Raw genomic sequence first — 17,278 nt, 5'->3', positions numbered from 1 at the left:
CCCACGGGTTCCCTCCCGGAACCCGTGCGGCGGCCGGAGCGGACCTCACTGCCCGTTCTGCTCGGCCTGCTCCTGCTGGGCGGCGACGGCCTTGCGGACCTCGTCCATGTCGAGCTTGCGGGCCTGCCCGATGACGTCGGCCAGCGCGGCCTCCGGCAGCGCACCCGGCTGGGCGAACACGGCGACCCGGTCCCGCACGATCATCAGCGTCGGGATCGACTGGATGCCGAACGCCTGAGCGAGCTCCGGCTGCGCCTCGGTGTCGACCTTGCCGAACACCAGGTCCGGGTTCTCCTCGGCCGCCTTCTCGTACACGGGCGCGAACTGACGGCACGGCCCGCACCAGGACGCCCAGAAGTCGATCAGGACGAAGTCGTTGTCCGTGACGGTCTGGTCGAAGTTCTCCTTGGTGAGCTCCATGGTGCTGCTCATGGCGTATCCCTCTTCCTGGGTGTCCGGGCGAAGCGTGGGCGACAACACGGCCGCGCGGCCGCGTATTCCGCGCACGTACCCGTGTGGCCAGCGGGCACACCACCCGTAAGACTGACCCCATGACGGAAACGGATTCCATCGCGTACGACGTCGTGGTGCTCGGAGGCGGACCGGTGGGGGAGGTCCTCGCCGAACGCACCCGTGCCGCCGGGCTGACCACCGCGGTCGTGGAGAGCGAACTGCTCGGAGGCGAATGCTCCTACTGGGCCTGTATGCCCAGCAAGGCGCTGCTGCGGCCGGTCATCGCCCAGTCCGACGCCCGGCACCTGCCCGGCCTCGCCGAGGCCGTCCAGGGCCCCCTCGACACCGCGCGGGTGCTCGCCCGGCGCAACGAGGTCACGAAGGACTGGCACGACGACGGGCAGGTCAGCTGGCTCGACGGCACCGGCGCCGACCTCTACCGCGGGCACGGCCGCCTCGCCGGTGACCGCACCGTGGAGGTGACCGGCCCCGACGGCACCCGGCAGGTGCTCACCGCACGGCACGCCGTGGCCGTGTGCACCGGCAGCCGGGCCGTCCTGCCCGACCTGCCGGGCCTCGACCAGGTCAAGCCGTGGACCAGCCGTGAGGCCACCAGCGCGCAGGCCGCGCCCGGCCGGCTCGTCGTGGTCGGTGGGGGAGTGGTCGCCGCCGAGATGGCGACCGCCTGGCAGGCCCTCGGCTCCCGGGTCACCCTGCTCGTCCGCGGCAAGGGCCTGCTGAACCGCATGGAGCCCTTCGTCGGCGAGATGGTCGCCCAGTCCCTCACCGAGGCCGGCGCCGACGTCCGCACCGGCACCTCCGTCACCTCGGTGACCCGGGAGGGCGGCACGGTCGTCGTCGTCACCGACCAGGGCGAGCGCATCGAGGCCGACGAGATCCTCTTCGCGACCGGGCGCGCCCCGCGCAGCGACGACATCGGCCTGGACACGATCGGGCTGGAGCCGGGCTCCTGGCTGGAGACCGACGACAGCCTGCGCGTCACCGGACACGACTGGCTGTACGCCGTCGGCGACATCAACCACCGCGTCCTGCTCACCCACCAGGGCAAGTACCAGGCCCGGATCGCCGGCGCGGCCATCGCCGCCCGCGCCTCCGGGTCGGGGGAGCCGGACACCTCCGCCTGGGGCGCGCACGCCGCCACCGCCGACCACGACTCCGTACCGCAGGTCGTCTTCACCGACCCGGAGGCCGCCGCGGTGGGCCTGTCCCTGGCCGAGGCCGAGCAGGCCGGGCACCGGGTCCGGGCCGTCGACTACGACATCTCCTGGGTCGCGGGCGCCTACCTGTACGGCGAGGACTACCGCGGACGGGCCCGCATGGTCGTCGACCTGGAACGCGAGATCCTGCTCGGCGTGACCTTCGTCGGACCCGGTGTCAGCGAACTGCTCCACTCGGCGACCGTCGCGGTCGTCGGCCAGGTGCCGATCAGCAGGCTGTGGCACGCCGTCCCGTCGTACCCGACGATCAGCGAGGTGTGGCTGCGGCTGCTGGAGACGTACCGCGACAGCTGACCCGTTCAGCCGGGCAGGTCGAACCCGAGGGCCCGCGCCGCCTCGACCGGCGCGGGCTCCGCCCAGAGTCCGGCCATCGCCTGGTTCGAGGCGAGTGAGCGCGGCTCGGCCCGGTCCAGGTAGAGCGTCCCGTCGAGGTGGTCCGTCTCGTGCTGCACGATCCGGGCGGGCCACCCCGTGAACACCTCGTCGACGGCGTGCCCGTGCTCGTCCTCGCCCCGCAGACGCACCTCGGCGTGCCGGGCCACGACCGCCTGGTACCCCGGCACGCTCAGACAGCCCTCGTAGAACGCGGCCCGCGCCGGCCCGGTCCCCTCGTACGCCGGGTTGACCAGCACCCGGAACGGCTGCGGCACCCGGCCGCGCACCCTGCGCACCTCTTCGGGCACCGGCGCCGGATCCTCGATCACCGCGATCCGCAGACCGACCCCCACCTGCGGCGCGGCGAGCCCGACGCCCGGAGCCGCGTGCATCGTGATCCGCAGGGCCTCGACGAAGCGGGCCAGCAGCGCCGCGTCCAGCTGTCCTTCGTACCGCGCGGCGGGACGCCGCAGCACCGGGTCGCCGGCCGCCACGATGGGCAGCGGGCCCTCGGTGGACACAAGCCGCTCGACCTGCTCGGCGAGGGGCGCGCGCTCGTTCGGGAGTGCCATCGCCCCAGCATGCCATGCGGCCCGACCGCCCCCTGAACTTCCCTGTGGCGCACGTCACTTGGGATGCCGGGAACTCCGGGGCAGGCCGGTCCGACTACCGGACCGCCCGAGCACAGCCCGTCCCCACTCCCCGGAGAACCGCCGATGTCCACCGCCCCCCCGACCGCCCCGGCCCCGGCGCCGGACGCCGTCCCGGCCCCGCCCCGCCCCGGCTGGGCGGCCCTGCGCCCGCTGGTCCTGCGCCTGCACTTCTACGCCGGGGTGCTCGTCGCCCCGTTCCTCCTCGTCGCCGCGGCCACCGGCTTCCTGTACGCGGGCGCGTTCCAGGCCGAGAAGCTGCTCTACGCCCACGAGATGTACGTCCCCGCCGGCGACAGCAAGCTCCCGGTGTCGCAGCAGGTCGCCGCCGCCCGCAAGGCCCACCCCGAGGGCACGGTCGCGGCCGTACGGCCCTCCCCGGCCGACGACGAGTCCACCCGCGTGATGCTCTCGGGCACCGACGGCGTCGACGCCGACCACACGCTGGCCGTGTTCGTCGACCCGTACACCGCCGAAGTGCGCGGCGCCCTGGAGCAGTACGGCTCCACCGGCGCCCTACCGGTGCGCACCTGGATCGACGAGTTCCACCGCGACCTCCACCTCGGTGAGCCCGGCCGGCTGTACAGCGAACTCGCCGCCAGCTGGCTGTGGGTGATCGCGGCCGGCGGACTGCTGCTGTGGTTCTCGCGGCGGCGCGCCCTGCGCCGGGTGCGCGGCACCACCGGGCGCCGGCGCACCCTCGGCCTGCACGGCACCGTCGGCGTCTGGGCGGCCCTCGGCTTCCTCTTCCTGTCGGCGACCGGCCTGACCTGGTCGACGTACGCCGGAGCGCACATCGACGACCTGCGCACCTCGCTGCGTCAGGCCACCCCGTCCCTCTCGTCGGCCGGCGGCGACCACGGCGGCCACGGCGGTGCGGCGGCGTCCGGCGGCACGGACGGGCAAGGCGTCGGCCTCGACCAGGTCCTCGCGGCCGCGCGCTCCGAGGGCCTGTCGGATCCGGTGGAGATCGTGCCGCCCGCCGACGCCTCGTCCGCCTACGTGGTCCGGCAGGTGCAGCGCGCGTGGCCGACGAAACAGGACGCCGTCGCCGTCGACCCGGCGTCCGGCGCGGTCACCGACGTCCTGCGGTTCGAGGACTTCCCGGTGCTCGCCAAGCTGACCCGCTGGGGCATCGACCTGCACACCGGGGTCCTGTTCGGGCTGGTCAACCAGATCGCCCTGATGGCGCTGACGCTCGCGCTGATCCTGCTGATCGTGTGGGGCTACCGCATGTGGTGGCAGCGCGGGCGGGGCAGGTCGTTCGGGCGGCCGGTCCCGCGCGGCGCCTGGCGCCAGGTGCCCCCGCGCGTCCTCGTCCCGCTGGCCGCGCTGGTCGCGGCGCTCGGCTACGTCGTCCCGCTGCTCGGCATCCCGTTGGTGGCGTTCATCGCGGTGGACGTCGTACGGGGCGAGATCGCGTACCGGCGGAAGAGCGTCCCGGAGGCGCCGTAAGCCGGTCAGGGGCCCGTTCTCCGTCGCCACGGAGAACGGGCCCCTGCCTTTCGTGTTGTCTCTCAGACCTGCTCGAAGTCACCGGCCAGCGCCGAGGCCAGGCGCATGTGCGGCTCGGCCTCCGCGCGCCGCCCCTGGCGCTGGAGCGTACGGCCCAGCATCAGCCGGGCGTACTGCTCGACCGGGTCGCGCTCCACGATGACGCGCAACTCGTCCTCTGCGCGGCGCAGTTGGGCCGAGTGGTAGTAGGCGCGGGCCAGCAGCAGCCGCGGCCCGGTCTGCTCCGGCACCTCCTCGACCAGGCTGCCGAGGACCCGCGCCGCGGCGGCGTAGTCCTTGGCGTCGAAGAACATCCGCGCCCGCTCCCAGCGCTCGGTCGGTGTCCCGTGGTCGTAGTACGTCGTCTCCACTCTGACCTCCTTCGCGCGGGTCAACCCAGGCGAGTGGTTGCATATTCCACTACCTGGGGGCGGTGCCCCGGGTCAGGGCCGCGAGCTCACGGTTCGCCCGCTCGGTGATGAGCGTCAGCACCCGTCCGGCGGCGGCCAGGTCCTCCTCCGGCAGGCCCGCGTAGACCCGGGCGGAGAGGGGGGCCGTCTCGGCGGACGTGGTGGTGAACAGGTCGCGTCCGGCGTCCGTGATCCGCACGGCGGACGGTCCTTCCGGGGCCAGCAGGCCGGCGCCCTCCAGCTCCTCGACCACCGAACGGGCTTCCTCCGGCGTGCACTTGAGCGAACCGGTCACCTGGCCGGCGAGCTCGTCGCGCCCGACCGGCCCGTCGGCGACCGCGGCGACGCGCAGGGTGACGGACTGCTGGAAGGTGGCGCCGTGGCGGGCCAGCACGCGCTCCAGGAGGGCGCGGCTCGCGTAGTGGGCCAGGGCTATGACACGGGGATCGAGACGGGGAGGGGTGGTGGTCATGGCTGCTCCTTGTCGTGCTCGTTGTGGCCCCGGCCGTCCGGGGTGGGCGGATCGAGGGGCGCGTCGAGCAGGGTCGCCAGATTCCGGGCGAACTCCCGCGCGGTGGCGCTGTCGAGTCCGCCGAGCGGGGCGAGCCACCGCTCGTGGAGACCGCGCACCACGTCGATGGCCTCCCGGGTCCGCGCCCGGCCCTGCTCGGTCAGCGCCAGCTGGACCGCGCGCGGGTCACGGGGGTCACGGGTGCGTTCGAGGAGACCGGCGCCCTCCAGGGAGCGCGCCAGCTTGGAGACGTACAGGGCCTCCAGCCCCGTGTGGTCGGCCAGCCGCCGCTGGCTGGGGCGCTCGCCCTCGCGCTGCATGCCGTACAGGGAGGCCACCACGGCGTACTGGGCGTGGGTGAGCCTCAGCGGGGCCACGGCCCGGTCGACCGCGACCCGCCACTTCGTCGACAGCCGCCACACCAGGTAGCCCGGGGTGGCGCTCATGGAACCCATGCTCATGCGAGATACAGTACATGGCTACTATATCCATGGCTACTATTTTCGGCACGGCTCTGAGCGCTCCCGAACCCACAGCCGGCCCGCCCACCCGCAAGACAGCCCGTACGACGGACTGACGGGGCGCCCCCGACGGGGTTAGTTTGGGCGCCATGAGCAATCTTGATCGCGAGGCGGTGCCCTCCGTCTGCGGCGGCCGCGGGTTCGTCGTCGCGGAGCCCGTCCGCGAACTCCTCAGCCCCCGGCGGGTACGGCTCGGCGAGTCCACCGAGGTCCGCCGTCTGCTCCCCAACCTGGGGCGGCGCATGGTCGGCGCCTGGTGCTTCGTCGACCACTACGGCCCGGACGACATCGCCGACGAGCCCGGCATGCAAGTGCCCCCGCATCCGCACATGGGCCTGCAGACGGTCAGCTGGCTGCACGAGGGCGAGGTGCTCCACCGGGACTCCACGGGCAGCCTCCAGACGATCCGTCCCCGCGAGCTGGGCCTGATGACCTCCGGCCGGGCGATCAGCCACTCGGAGGAGAGCCCGCGCTCCCACGCCCGCTTCCTGCACGGCGCCCAGCTCTGGGTCGCCCTGCCGGACGGCCACCGCCACACCGAGCCGCACTTCGAGCACCACGCCGACCTGCCGGTCGTCACGGCGCCGGGCCTGCGGGCCACGCTGATCCTCGGCGACCTCGACGGCGCGCGCTCGCCCGGCACGGCGTACACCCCGATCGTCGGCGCCGACCTGGCGCTGAGCCGGGGCGCCGACGTCCGCCTGCCGCTGGAACCGGACTTCGAGTACGCCGTGCTGTCCATGTCCGGCGAGACGCATGTGGACGGGGTGCCGGTCCTGCCGGGCTCGATGCTGTACCTCGGCTGCGGCCGCACCGAACTCCCGCTGCGCGCCGAGTCGGACGCGGCCGTGATGCTCCTCGGCGGCGAGCCGTTCGAGGAGGAGCTGATCATGTTCTGGAACTGGATCGGCCGCACCCAGGAGGAGATCGAACAGGCGCGGCGGGACTGGATGGAAGGCACCCGCTTCGGCGAGGTGAAGGGCTACGACGGCGCCCCACTCCCGGCCCCCCGACTGCCGGCGACCCCGCTGAAGCCCCGGGGGCGCGTGCGCTGACCCGTCCGGCTCACCGTGCCCGGCGGTCGCTCGGTTCTGGTTGTTCCAGGTGGGAGGCCAGGACCGCCGCCTGGACGCGGCGTTGGACGCCGAGCTTGGCCAGGAGGCGGGAGATGTGGTTCTTGACCGTCTTCTCCGAGAGGTAGAGCTTCCTTCCGATCTCGCGGTTGGTCAGGCCGTCGCCGATCAGGGCCAGGATGTCCCGCTCCCGGGGCGACAGGCCCGCGAGTTCCGGGGCGACGGACGGCGTCTCCACCGGGTCGGCGCGCAGCGAGCGCATCAGACGGGCCGTCGTGGCCGGGTCCAGCATGGACTGGCCCGAGGCGACCGTGCGCACGGCGGAGATCAGGTCGGAGCCCCTGATCTGCTTGAGGACATAGCCCGAGGCGCCGGCCATGATGGCGTCCAGCAGGGCCTCCTCGTCGTCGAACGACGTCAGCATCAGACAGGCCAGCTCCGGCATCTGGCTGCGCAGCTCCCGGCAGACCGTGATGCCGTCGCCGTCCGGGAGACGCACGTCCAGCACCGCGACGTGCGGGCGCAGCGCCGGGCCCCGGACGAGCGCGTGCTCGACGGTGTCCGCGTCGCCCACCACCGAGATGTCCGGCTCGGCGTCGAGCAGATCCGTCAGACCCCGGCGTACGACCTCGTGGTCGTCGAGGAGGAACACGCGGATCGGGTTCTGCTCCGTGAACGTTCCTGACTCGGTCATGACGCTTCCCTGTTCCGACGGCACACCGGAAGCGGCCGGCCGACCGCTCCTCCTTCCGATCATCGCGCGCCGGGGCCGGGCGCACCAGGGCCGACCGGCCCCATCGGCCGCCCCGCCGGTCAGACGGCGGTACCCGCCCCGTAGGGGGCGTACAGGTCCAGCAGCCGCGCACGCGCGCAGCGCAGACGGTGGGCGAGGACGTCACCGACCCACTGGGACACCGCGTGGCCGAGCGCCGGGTCCTCCCGGCACAGCGACCGCACGGTCTCGGCGTCGAACTCGTACGCCCGCACCGGCGTCGTCGCCTCGGCGCCCAGGTGCCACACGTGCGGGGAGAACAGCCAGGACCAGCCGAGGAGTTCGTTGTGCCGCAGGCTCTCGATGACGGCCGGGCGGCGGCCCGGTATCCGCATGTCCAGCTCGACCGTGCCGGTACGGATGATCCAGAACCGGTCGGCCCGTGCGCCCTCCACGAAGATCCGCGCCCCCTGCGGGAAGGAGACCTCGCGGGCGAGGACCATGAGCCGTTGCCGCTGCTCCGCGTCCAGGGCGCGCGGCATGCGGGGAGCAGGGGTGGTGATCATGGTGTGCCTCCCGACGACGACCAGGGACTTTCCCCACCGTCAGCGTCCGCCCGCCGCACCCGGGGGCACCAGGGCCGTTGGACCCCATCCCCGGGGGCCGTCCGGCTCCCGTCGCGCCCGCCGGCGCCCGTAGACCTCGATCGGGCGCTGTGGAAGGGCCGTTGGACCCCCGACGGCGGACCTTCGGCATCGGGCGCGGCGTCCCGGACACCGCCAGGGTGAGGCACAGCGGACGGCACCGCGGACCGTGCTCGCTCACCACAGGCCCCGCCCGCCCCCCCTGGCTGCGCCGACCGGGGGGAGGAGGTGCGGTGGGCCCGGCGCGGCCCACCGCACCGCTCGGCACGGACCGGTTCAGGAGGGGAGACCATGGCCCGCACCGTCACGCTCTGCGTCACCGCCGGTTCGACGGCTCACCCGGGAGCCGCGCGGCGGCAGCGTGGGCGGCCCGCGAGGCCCGGACGCTGCGGTCACCGCCGCGTCGTCGTCGGTGCCGGCGACGGGCCGGCCACGGAGGCCGCCCTACGGTTCGCCGCCGAGCAGACCCGCCCGCGCGGCGCGGTCCTGGACGCCGTACGGGCCCGGCGGCAGCCCGTGCGCGAGACCCGGACACGCTCCCGGCGGCGGCGCATGAGCCGCGGGCGGGCGAGGTACTGGACAAGGGGCCGAGCGAGGTCCCCGCGGACGTCGTCACGCACCGCAGCACGGCCGAGGGGCACGCCCGTACCGTCCTCGCGGACGCCTCGTACGCCGCCGACCTGCTGGTCGTCGGCGCCGAGCGGGGCCACAGGACCGCCGGGCACCTCGGCCGGCCGGCCCACGGCGAGCCGCACCGATCGGCCTGCCCGGTCGCCATCGTGCCCGGGCAGGAGTGAACTGCGAGGACGGGCGCACCCGCGTCACAGCACCCCGACCGCCGGACCACCGCACGCGAGCCGAACCGAAGACCACCGACCACGGAGACCTCTCATGTCCCAGGTGGACCCCCACCCCTCCACGGCACTCTCCGACGACGAACTGCGCACGCTGGACGCCCACTGGCGGGCCGCCAACTACCTGGCCGCCGGGCAGATCTACCTGATGGCGAACCCGCTGCTGACCGAGCCCCTGCGCCCCGAGCACATCAAGCCGCGCCTCCTCGGCCACTGGGGCACCTCGCCCGGTCTGAACCTCGTCTACACCCACCTCAACCGCGTGATCTCCGCCCGCGGGCTGGACACCCTGTGCGTGTGGGGCCCTGGACACGGGGGGCCGTCGGTCCTCGCCGGCTCCTGGCTGGACGGCAGCTACGGCGAGCACTACCCGGACGTCTCACGCGACGCGCCCGGCATGGAGCGCCTGTTCCGGCAGTTCTCGTTCCCCGGCGGTGTGCCGAGCCATGTGGCGCCGGAGGTCCCGGGGTCCATCCACGAGGGCGGTGAGCTCGGCTACTCGCTGGCCCACGCCTACGGCGCCGCCCTCGACAACCCGGACCTGCTGGTCGCCTGCGTCATCGGCGACGGCGAGGCGGAGACCGGGCCGCTCGCCACCTCCTGGCACTCCAACAAGTTCCTCGACCCCGTCCACGACGGCGCCGTCCTGCCGATCCTGCACCTCAACGGCTACAAGATCGCCAATCCGACCGTGCTGTCCCGGCTGCCCGAGGCCGAACTCGACGAGCTGCTGCGGGGATACGGCCACGAACCGATCCACGTCGCCGGCGACGACCCGGCCGCCGTCCACCGGGCCATGGCCCGGGCCCTCGACACGGCGCTCGACCGGATCGCGCTCATGCAGCGCTCCGCCCGCGAGGACGGCGTCACCGAACGGCTCCGCTGGCCGGTCGTCGTGCTGCGCACGCCGAAGGGCTGGACCGGCCCCGTCGAGGTCGACGGGCTCCCCGTCGAGGGCACCTGGCGCTCCCACCAGGTCCCGCTCGCCGGCGTCCGGGACAACCCCGAGCACCTGCGCCAGCTGGAGGCATGGCTGCGCTCCTACCGGCCCGAGGAGCTGTTCGACGCGGACGGGCGGCCCGTCGCCGACGTCCTCGCCTGTGTCCCCGAGGGCTCCCGGCGGCTGGGCGCCACCCCGTACGCCAACGGCGGCCTCCTCCTGCACGACCTGCCCGTGCCGCCCCTGGACCGCTTCGCCGTGCCCGTCGACAAACCCGGCGTGACCCTGCACGAGCCGACCCGCGTCCTCGGCGACCTGCTGGAACAGGTCATGACCGACACCCGGACGCGCCGCGACTTCCGGGTCGTCGGCCCGGACGAGACCGCCTCCAACCGCCTCCAGGCCGTCTTCGACGCCAGCGGCAAGGCGTGGCAGGCGGCCACCCTGCCCGTCGACGAGCACCTGGACCGGCACGGCCGGGTCATGGAGGTGCTGAGCGAACACCTCTGCCAGGGCTGGCTGGAGGGGTACCTGCTCACCGGCCGGCACGGGCTGTTCTCCTGCTACGAGGCGTTCGTCCACATCGTCGACTCGATGGTCAACCAGCACATCAAGTGGCTGCGGACGTCCCGCCGGCTGCCGTGGCGGGCCCCGGTGGCCTCCCTCAACTACCTGCTGACCTCGCACGTGTGGCGCCAGGACCACAACGGCTTCTCCCACCAGGACCCCGGCTTCGTCGACCACGTCCTCAACAAGAGCCCCGAGGTGGTGCGGGTCTATCTGCCGCCGGACGCCAACACCCTGCTGTCGGTCGCGGACCACGCCCTGCGCAGCCGCGACTACGTCAACGTGATCGTGGCCGGGAAACAGCCCTGCTTCGACTGGCTGTCCATGGACGCCGCCCGCGACCACTGCGCGCGCGGAGCGGGCATCTGGGAGTGGGCCGGCACCGAGAACGGCGGCGAACCGGACGTCGTGCTGGCCTGCGCGGGCGATGTGCCCACCCAGGAGGTGCTGGCCGCCGCGCAGCTGCTGCGCCGCCACCTGCCGCAGCTCGCGGTGCGCGTCGTCAACGTCGTCGACATGACCCGGCTGCTGCCGCGCGGGGAGCACCCGCACGGCATGCCCGACTTCGAGTACGACGGCCTGTTCACCCGCGACAAGCCGGTGATCTTCGCCTACCACGGTTATCCGTGGCTGATCCACCGCCTCGCCTACCGCCGCGCCGGGCACCCCCACATGCATGTGCGCGGCTACAAGGAGTCCGGCACCACGACCACGCCGTTCGACATGGTGGTCCGCAACGACCTGGACCGCTACCGGCTCGTCATGGACGTCATCGACCGGGTCCCCGGCCTCGCGGTGCGGGCCGCCGGCGTACGGCAGGCCATGGTGGACGCCCGCACCCGGCACCACGCCTGGATCCGCGAGCACGGCACCGACCTGCCCGAGGTGGCCGACTGGTCCTGGAACGCCTGACCGGGCGGGAGACGGGGGCGGGGCGCGGGGCTCAGCGCAGGGCGACCCGCGCTCCCGCCCCCGCTCCCGCCTCCGAGGCCGCGTCCACCGGCCGGGACAGCACGTCCGGCAGCCGGGACGCGACCTCGAAGACGCCGCCCAGATCGACCAGACGCAGCATCCGCCGGAACCGGGCGCTGTCGCTGACCAGCCGGAGCCGGCCCGCGCGGGCCCGGGCCCGGTTGCGGGCCCGGCACAGCACCCCGAGGCCGGCGCAGTCGATGAAGGTCACCTCACGCAGGTCGAGCACGAGATCCGGGGACGGGGCGGACGTCAGGGCGTCCAGGCGCGTCGTGAGCGAGGTCGCGGTGCCGAGGTCGATCTCGCCGCGCAGCACCACGACGGTCGGCCCGGCGACGGAACCGCGTGCCGCGGTGGCGGCGCGTTCCGTGTGGTTCTCGGTCATGACGCGATCGAACCTCCGCGGGGCGTGCGGGGGACAGGGCCGAAGGTCCCTGCCGGGTGGGCCCGCCGTCCCGACATGGGCGGCGTCGGGGCGGCCGCGGGAGGCCCGCCCGGCCCGTGCGCGCCTCGCCCATCCGGGTCAAGCTGGAGATGCGGGACGCACCGACGAGTGGGGTGAGGAGCGCCATGAAGGGTTACGTGTTCCACGGCACCGGCCAGGCCGCCTGGGAGGAGGTCCCGGACCCGGCCCTGAAGGAACCCACGGACGCGGTCGTCCGCGTCGGCGCCGTCACCATCTGCGGCACGGACCTGCACATCCTGAAGGGCGACGTGCCGGAGGTCCGCCCCGGCACCGTCCTCGGGCACGAGGCGGTCGGCGAGATCGTCGAGGTAGGCGGCGACGTACGCTCCGTACGCCCCGGGGACCGCGTGCTGGTGTCCTGCATCACGGCGTGCGGACGCTGCGCCTACTGCCGGCAGTCGGCGTACGGGCAGTGCCGAGGAGGCGGGGGCTGGATCCTCGGCCATCTGATCGACGGCACCCAGGCCGAGTACGTCCGCGTCCCGTACGCCGACCTGTCCGTGCACCCGCTGCCGGGCACCCTGTCCGACGAGGCGGCCGTGCTGCTGGCCGACATCTTCCCCACGTCGTACGAGGTCGGTGTGCTCAACGGGCGGGTGCGGCCCGGCGACACCGTCGTCGTGGTCGGCGCCGGGCCGGTCGGGCTGGCTGCCGTCGCCACGGCCCGGCTGTTCTCGCCGGAGCGGATCGTGGCCGTCGACCTGGCGCCCACCCGGCTGGAGGCCGCCCGGCGGCTCGGCGCGGACGCGGTCGCCGACGCCCGGGAGACGCCCGAGCAGCTGGTCGCCGACCTGACCGACGGACTCGGCGCGGACGTCGTCGTCGAGGCGGTCGGCATCCCCGAGACCTTCGAGCTGTGCACCCGCATGGTCCGCCCGGGCGGGCACGTCGCCAACGTCGGCGTGCACGGCGCCCCCGCGACCCTGCACCTGGAAGACCTCTGGATCAAGAACATCACCCTCACCACGGGCCTCGTCGACACCTACTCGACGCCGACCCTGCTGCGGATGACGGCCGCCGGCCGGCTCCCCACGGCGGAACTGGTCACCCACCGCTTCGTCCTCGACCAGATGCAGGAGGCGTACGACGTCTTCGCCGGCGCCGCCGACACCGGGGCCCTGAAGGTGGTCCTCGGCGGCGAGCACCACGACGAGATCCTGCCGGTGGACGCGGCCTGAGGGCGGCCCCGGAGCAGGAGGTCTCAGGCCCCGGCCGGGCAGTCGTCCGCGGCGGTCAGCAGGATGCCGGTGACCAGGTCGGGGCGGATCCGGACCGCCTGGTCCATCGCCTGGTCCACCCACGGCCGCACCAGCGCCCGGCAGCGCGCCAGATCCTCGGGATCGGTCACCAGACGGGCGTATCCCGTCACCACCACGCTCCAGCCGAGACGCGTGCGCGGGTCGATGGCGTCCGCCTCGTAGGCGACGACCACCCCCGGGTCCTCGGCCCGCTCCGTGCGGGACGTCAGGGCGGCGCCCTCATGGGTGCGGATGACGATGTCCCCGCCGTCCAGGACGTGGTTGACCGGCCGGACCGTGGGCAGGGCGTGCCGGGTGAAGACGATGCGGCCCAGGGACACGCTGCCCAGCAGCCGCAGCGCCTCGGCGCCGTCGAGCTCGATGCGCCGGCGCGGCCCCACGGGGGCCGGCCGGGTGTCGTCGTGAACCATCGCGGGCTTCCGTCGGGGGGTGGGTAGCGCGTCGTGCCGCGCCTGCACACACGGAGCGACACCGCGGGGGATCGGTGCCGCTCCTGCCTCAACCATCCCTCGTGTCGCCGCCCGGCGCCAGGGCCGAGCGGCCCTCCCGGGGGCCCGTACGGCCCAGGCGCGGCGCACAGGCGCACGAGGCGGCCGCGCACGGCCGATTCCCTGCAGGTGCCCGGCGGCGGCCGGTAGCGTGGTGCCTGTCCGGAGCGGCCGGGTCCGGCCGCCCACGGAACCGGAGGAGACGCAGGTGGGAAGCGCCGAGACGCCGCGGCAGGCGCGGATCAGGCTGCCGCAGCTGCGGCTGGACGAGTTGCTGGAGGAGCTGCAGGCGCGTCTCGACGCGGCCCGTGGCACCCGCGACCGGGTGCACAGCCTTCTGGAGGCGGTGCTCTCCGTCGGCCGGGACCTGAACCTCGAACAGGCCCTGTACAGCATCGTCGAGGCGGCGGCCGTCCTCGTCGACGCCGAGTACGCCGCCCTCGGGGTGATCGGCCCGGACGGCAAGCGGCTGTCCGCCTTCCACACCGTGGGCGTCAGCGAGGAGCAGATCGCGCGGATCGGGCACTACCCGGAGGGCCACGGCATCCTCGGCGAGCTGATCCGCCACCCCGAACCGCTGCGCCTGACCAAGATCTCCGAGCATCCGGCGTCGTACGGCTTCCCGCCCAACCACCCGCCGATGAACACCTTCCTCGGCGTCCCCATCCGCGTCCGCGACCAGGTGTTCGGCAATCTGTACCTCACCGAGAAGCGGGGCGGGGCGCAGTTCGACGGCGAGGACGAGTCGGTGCTGTCGACGCTGGCCGTGGCGGCCGGTGTCGCCATCGACAACGCCCGGCTGTACGAGGAGTCCCGGCAGCGGGAGCGCTGGCTGCGGGCCGGCGCCGAGATCACCCACACCCTCCTGTCCGGCGGCGGACGCGCCGAGGTGCTGCGGCTGATCGCCGAGCGGTCCGGCGAGATCACCGGCTCGTCCCTGGCCGCGGTCGGCATGCCCATGGAGGACACCGGCACGCTCTCCGTGGAGATCGCCGTGGGGCTGGACGCCGAGGCCCACCAGGGGCTCGTCCTGCCGGTCGAGGCGTCGCTGATGGGGCTGGCCTTCACCGGGGCCGTACCGGTGACCAGCGCGGCCGTCGGCGACGACCCGCGGGTCTCCCCGGAGCCGCCCCGCTTCGCCGGACTCGGCCCGGCCGTGGCGGTGCCGATCGGCACCGCCGAGGGCGAGGTGCGGGGCGTCCTGCTGCTCGCGCGGGAGGCCGGGCAGACCGTGTTCTCCCCGTCGGAGACGGAGACCCTGCAGGCGTTCGCCGCGCAGGCCGCCGTCGCGATGGAGCTGGCGCAGCGGCGGCAGGACGCCGAGGAGGTCGCCGTCCTCAAGGACCGTGACCGGATCGCTCGCGACCTGCACGACCTGGCGATCCAGCGGCTCTTCGCGACGGGGATGACCCTGCAGAGCGCGGGCCGCTTCATCGAGCACCCCGAGGCCGCCGAACGCGTGGTGCGGGCCGTGGACGACCTCGACGAGACCATCAAGATCATCCGGTCCACGATCTTCGGGCTGCGCTCGCGCGAGGGCGGCGCCGGATCGGGGCTGCGGGCGCGGGTCGTGCGGGTCGTGGGCGAGGCCGCGCCGGTGCTGGGCTTCGCGCCCAGCGTCCGGATGGAGGGCCTGGTGGACACCGACGTGCCCCGGGAGATCGCCGACCATGTGGTGGCCGTGCTCTCCGAGGCCCTGACCAACGTCGCCCGGCACGCGCGCGCCGACCGCGTCGACGTCGCCCTCGTCGCCGAGCCCGGCCGGGTCCGCCTCGGCGTCACGGACAACGGCGTCGGCATCCCGCCCGGCGGCCGTCGCAGCGGCCTGCGCAACATGGCGGAACGGGCCCGGCAGTCGGGCGGCGACCTGGAACTGGGCAGCCCGGCGGGCGGCGGCACGCGTCTGGTGTGGTGGGCGCCGCTCCCGGCCGAATAGCGGCAGCCGCCCTCCATACGCCCCGTAGGGGCCGCTCGGCCCACCCCATGGGGGCCGGTCGCCGGTGCCGACGGCCCGTCCGCCTCTCGTCCCCCGCCCCCCTCGGAGGGACGGTGGGATCGGAAAGCCGATGGCTGTCCGGCAGGGCAGCCGGACGGAAGGCGGTGAGGGTGATGACGCTCCCTCTGATCGTGGGCGTCGACGGATCGGATCCCAGCCTGGTCGCGGTCGACTGGGCCGTGGACGAGGCCGTCCGCCACGGACTGACCTTGCGGCTGGTGCACGCCTCCCTGTGGGAGCGCTACGCGGGCACCGTGCCGACGCTGGGCGGGGGACGCTTCTCCGAGCGCGTCCTCGCCGAACACCTCGTGTCCTCCGCGGCCGAGAGGGCCGCGCGGCGGGCTCCCGGACTGAGGATCACGACGGACATCCTGCCCGCCGACGCGGTCGACGGCCTGCTGCACGAGGGTGCCAACGCCCACGCCCTGGTCGTCGGCGACCGGGGCATGGGCGAACTGAAGGGCCTGCTGCTCGGCTCGGTGAGCCTGGGTGTCGCGGCCCGCGCCCGCTGCCCCGTGATCGTGGTCCGGGGCGACGACCCGGGCGTCGTCGGCCTGCACGAACGCGTCCTGCTCGGGGTGGGCGACACCGTGACCAGCGGCCGGGCGGTGGACTTCGCCGTCCGCGAGGCGGAGGTGCGCGACTGCGTCCTGGACGCCGTACGCGCCTGGCGGCACCCCGCGCCGATCGGCGCCGAGACCGCCGGGGACGGCGACCATGAACAGCGGGCGGCGACCCTGCTGGACGAGGCGCTGCGTGCCCCGCTGGCCGCACACCCGGACGTCCGGGTGCGCCGGGCCACCGTCGAGGGCGCGGCCCGCACGGTCCTCGTGGACCGCTCGGCCGCGGCCGACCTGGTGGTCCTGGGCGCCCGCCGCCGGCACGGCCACTTCGGCCTGCAACTGGGCCGGGCCGGCCACACGCTGCTGCATCACGCACAGTGCCCGGTGGCGATCGTGCCGCAGCTCACGTGACCCGATCCGGGGGTGACGAGTCCGCCGAGCCCGGCATACGCTGCTGCGTCACGCACAGCGCCCTGCGGCGCCTGGCGCAGCCGGCGGGCTTCTGCCCCTGCCGGTGCGGACGCGTCCGACGAGCCGCTAGGAATCCCCTTCGGCGGGGGGGGCGCCCCGGGGGGGGGCCCCCCCGCCGTTACGGCTGAGGAGTCCTCAAGGACGCGGGTTCACCCGCTGCCACCGGGGCCGGGCGTCCGGCCCCCGGCGGCCCGCCACGGAGGCGCAGCGCGGACACACCCGCTGGACGCGGTCCGCCGCGCCGCCCGACTCCGGGAAGATGTCCGGCCAGGGCACATGTGCGAAGCGGGAGAGACGGGAGCGGCTGAGCGACAGGCCGCACACGGTCTGGTTCAGGCCGGGTTCCCAGGCGTGGACCTCACCGGCCGGCAGGCGGCGCCGGCCCTCCTCCTCGTCGGTCCACTGCCCGGAGGCGACCACCGCGTATTTCCTGGTACGTCCCATGGTGAGCCCCGGGTTCCCCGCCGGGCGTGACGCACGCACGAGCCGGCCCGGCGCGCGGGCCGGGCGTGATCCGGGCAAGGTGGAGCCATGGTCGCTCGCGGGTGCCGGGCCCCCTTGGGGGGCCCGTCCGCCGGCCGGGACGCCGTGTGGGGTGCGGAGGTGCCGGCGGGCCCTCCG

General features: G+C 74.3%; 17 protein-coding genes. 7 read left to right on the top strand and 10 right to left on the bottom strand.

Features of this window, described 5'->3' with window-relative positions; genetic code table 11:
* Window positions 1–45: 45 nt before the first annotated feature.
* Entirely contained in the window at window positions 46–432 is a 387-nt protein-coding gene (gene trxA, locus ACFV46_RS26695) for a thioredoxin (RefSeq protein ID WP_361932817.1), read from the bottom strand.
* 119 nt (window positions 433–551) lie between these two features.
* Between trxA and ACFV46_RS26690 the strand changes: the two genes are divergently transcribed.
* Window positions 552–1,985 carry a dihydrolipoyl dehydrogenase family protein gene (locus tag ACFV46_RS26690; protein WP_385500033.1) on the top strand — a complete coding sequence of 478 codons (1,434 nt, stop codon included), beginning with the start codon at window positions 552–554 and terminating at the stop codon, window positions 1,983–1,985.
* Between the two features lie 5 nt (window positions 1,986–1,990).
* Here the strand turns inward: ACFV46_RS26690 and ACFV46_RS26685 are convergent, their stop codons facing one another.
* Entirely contained in the window at window positions 1,991–2,638 is a 648-nt protein-coding gene (locus ACFV46_RS26685) for a peptide deformylase (RefSeq protein ID WP_361932821.1), read from the bottom strand.
* 144 nt (window positions 2,639–2,782) lie between these two features.
* Between ACFV46_RS26685 and ACFV46_RS26680 the strand changes: the two genes are divergently transcribed.
* The gene (locus tag ACFV46_RS26680; protein WP_385500031.1) at window positions 2,783–4,171 is read left to right on the top strand and encodes a PepSY-associated TM helix domain-containing protein; all 1,389 of its coding nucleotides are present in this window, start codon (window positions 2,783–2,785) and stop codon (window positions 4,169–4,171) included.
* Between the two features lie 62 nt (window positions 4,172–4,233).
* Here the strand turns inward: ACFV46_RS26680 and ACFV46_RS26675 are convergent, their stop codons facing one another.
* From ACFV46_RS26675 to ACFV46_RS26665, 3 genes are read right to left on the bottom strand one after another with little or no spacing between them, the layout of a single operon-like run.
* Window positions 4,234–4,581 (bottom strand): tetratricopeptide repeat protein, encoded by a 348-nt coding sequence (locus ACFV46_RS26675; protein ID WP_385500030.1) that lies wholly within the window; start codon window positions 4,579–4,581, stop codon window positions 4,234–4,236.
* Window positions 4,582–4,630: 49 nt separating this feature from the next.
* Window positions 4,631–5,092: a MarR family transcriptional regulator gene (locus ACFV46_RS26670; RefSeq protein ID WP_385500028.1), complete on the bottom strand. Its 462-nt coding sequence runs from the start codon at window positions 5,090–5,092 to the stop codon at window positions 4,631–4,633.
* Window positions 5,089–5,592: a MarR family winged helix-turn-helix transcriptional regulator gene (locus ACFV46_RS26665; RefSeq protein ID WP_385500027.1), complete on the bottom strand. Its 504-nt coding sequence runs from the start codon at window positions 5,590–5,592 to the stop codon at window positions 5,089–5,091. The genes ACFV46_RS26670 and ACFV46_RS26665 overlap by 4 nt, the downstream gene beginning before the upstream one ends.
* A gap of 149 nt (window positions 5,593–5,741) precedes the next feature.
* Here ACFV46_RS26665 and ACFV46_RS26660 point away from each other — a divergent pair, with 149 nt between their 5' ends.
* On the top strand, window positions 5,742–6,707 hold the full coding sequence (locus ACFV46_RS26660; protein ID WP_385500025.1) for a pirin family protein: 966 nt from the start codon (window positions 5,742–5,744) through the stop codon (window positions 6,705–6,707).
* Between the two features lie 10 nt (window positions 6,708–6,717).
* Here ACFV46_RS26660 and ACFV46_RS26655 read toward each other — a convergent pair whose 3' ends face one another.
* Both ACFV46_RS26655 and ACFV46_RS26650 read right to left on the bottom strand, forming a co-directional pair.
* Entirely contained in the window at window positions 6,718–7,419 is a 702-nt protein-coding gene (locus ACFV46_RS26655) for a response regulator (RefSeq protein ID WP_385500024.1), read from the bottom strand.
* Between the two features lie 119 nt (window positions 7,420–7,538).
* The gene (locus ACFV46_RS26650; protein WP_361932839.1) at window positions 7,539–8,003 is read right to left on the bottom strand and encodes a cyclic nucleotide-binding domain-containing protein; all 465 of its coding nucleotides are present in this window, start codon (window positions 8,001–8,003) and stop codon (window positions 7,539–7,541) included.
* Between the two features lie 969 nt (window positions 8,004–8,972).
* Here ACFV46_RS26650 and ACFV46_RS26645 point away from each other — a divergent pair.
* On the top strand, window positions 8,973–11,354 hold the full coding sequence (locus ACFV46_RS26645; protein ID WP_385500022.1) for a phosphoketolase: 2,382 nt from the start codon (window positions 8,973–8,975) through the stop codon (window positions 11,352–11,354).
* 31 nt (window positions 11,355–11,385) lie between these two features.
* On the opposite strand, the gene ACFV46_RS26640 is transcribed toward ACFV46_RS26645, so the two are convergent.
* On the bottom strand, window positions 11,386–11,799 hold the full coding sequence (locus ACFV46_RS26640; protein WP_385500020.1) for an STAS domain-containing protein: 414 nt from the start codon (window positions 11,797–11,799) through the stop codon (window positions 11,386–11,388).
* Between the two features lie 185 nt (window positions 11,800–11,984).
* Here ACFV46_RS26640 and ACFV46_RS26635 point away from each other — a divergent pair, with 185 nt between their 5' ends.
* On the top strand, window positions 11,985–13,058 hold the full coding sequence (locus ACFV46_RS26635) for a zinc-dependent alcohol dehydrogenase family protein (protein ID WP_361932846.1): 1,074 nt from the start codon (window positions 11,985–11,987) through the stop codon (window positions 13,056–13,058).
* Window positions 13,059–13,081: 23 nt separating this feature from the next.
* Here the strand turns inward: ACFV46_RS26635 and ACFV46_RS26630 are convergent, their stop codons facing one another.
* Window positions 13,082–13,549, bottom strand: coding sequence for a pyridoxamine 5'-phosphate oxidase family protein (locus ACFV46_RS26630; RefSeq protein WP_361932849.1), 468 nt, complete (start codon window positions 13,547–13,549; stop codon window positions 13,082–13,084).
* 286 nt (window positions 13,550–13,835) lie between these two features.
* Here ACFV46_RS26630 and ACFV46_RS26625 point away from each other — a divergent pair, with 286 nt between their 5' ends.
* Both ACFV46_RS26625 and ACFV46_RS26620 read left to right on the top strand, forming a co-directional pair.
* The gene (locus ACFV46_RS26625) at window positions 13,836–15,563 is read left to right on the top strand and encodes a GAF domain-containing protein (RefSeq protein WP_385500019.1); all 1,728 of its coding nucleotides are present in this window, start codon (window positions 13,836–13,838) and stop codon (window positions 15,561–15,563) included.
* Between the two features lie 173 nt (window positions 15,564–15,736).
* On the top strand, window positions 15,737–16,597 hold the full coding sequence (locus ACFV46_RS26620) for a universal stress protein (protein ID WP_376727772.1): 861 nt from the start codon (window positions 15,737–15,739) through the stop codon (window positions 16,595–16,597).
* A 195-nt stretch (window positions 16,598–16,792) separates the two neighbouring features.
* On the opposite strand, the gene ACFV46_RS26615 is transcribed toward ACFV46_RS26620, so the two are convergent.
* Entirely contained in the window at window positions 16,793–17,101 is a 309-nt protein-coding gene (locus ACFV46_RS26615; RefSeq protein ID WP_385500017.1) for a hypothetical protein, read from the bottom strand.
* Between the last annotated feature and the right edge of the window lie 177 nt (window positions 17,102–17,278).

Origin of the sequence: Streptomyces sp. NPDC059852 (assembly GCF_042731455.1) — a bacterium.
GTDB lineage: Bacteria > Actinomycetota > Actinomycetes > Streptomycetales > Streptomycetaceae > Streptomyces.
Note: the sequence above shows the minus strand (reverse complement) of the source record. Positions and strands in the feature narration are given on the sequence as shown.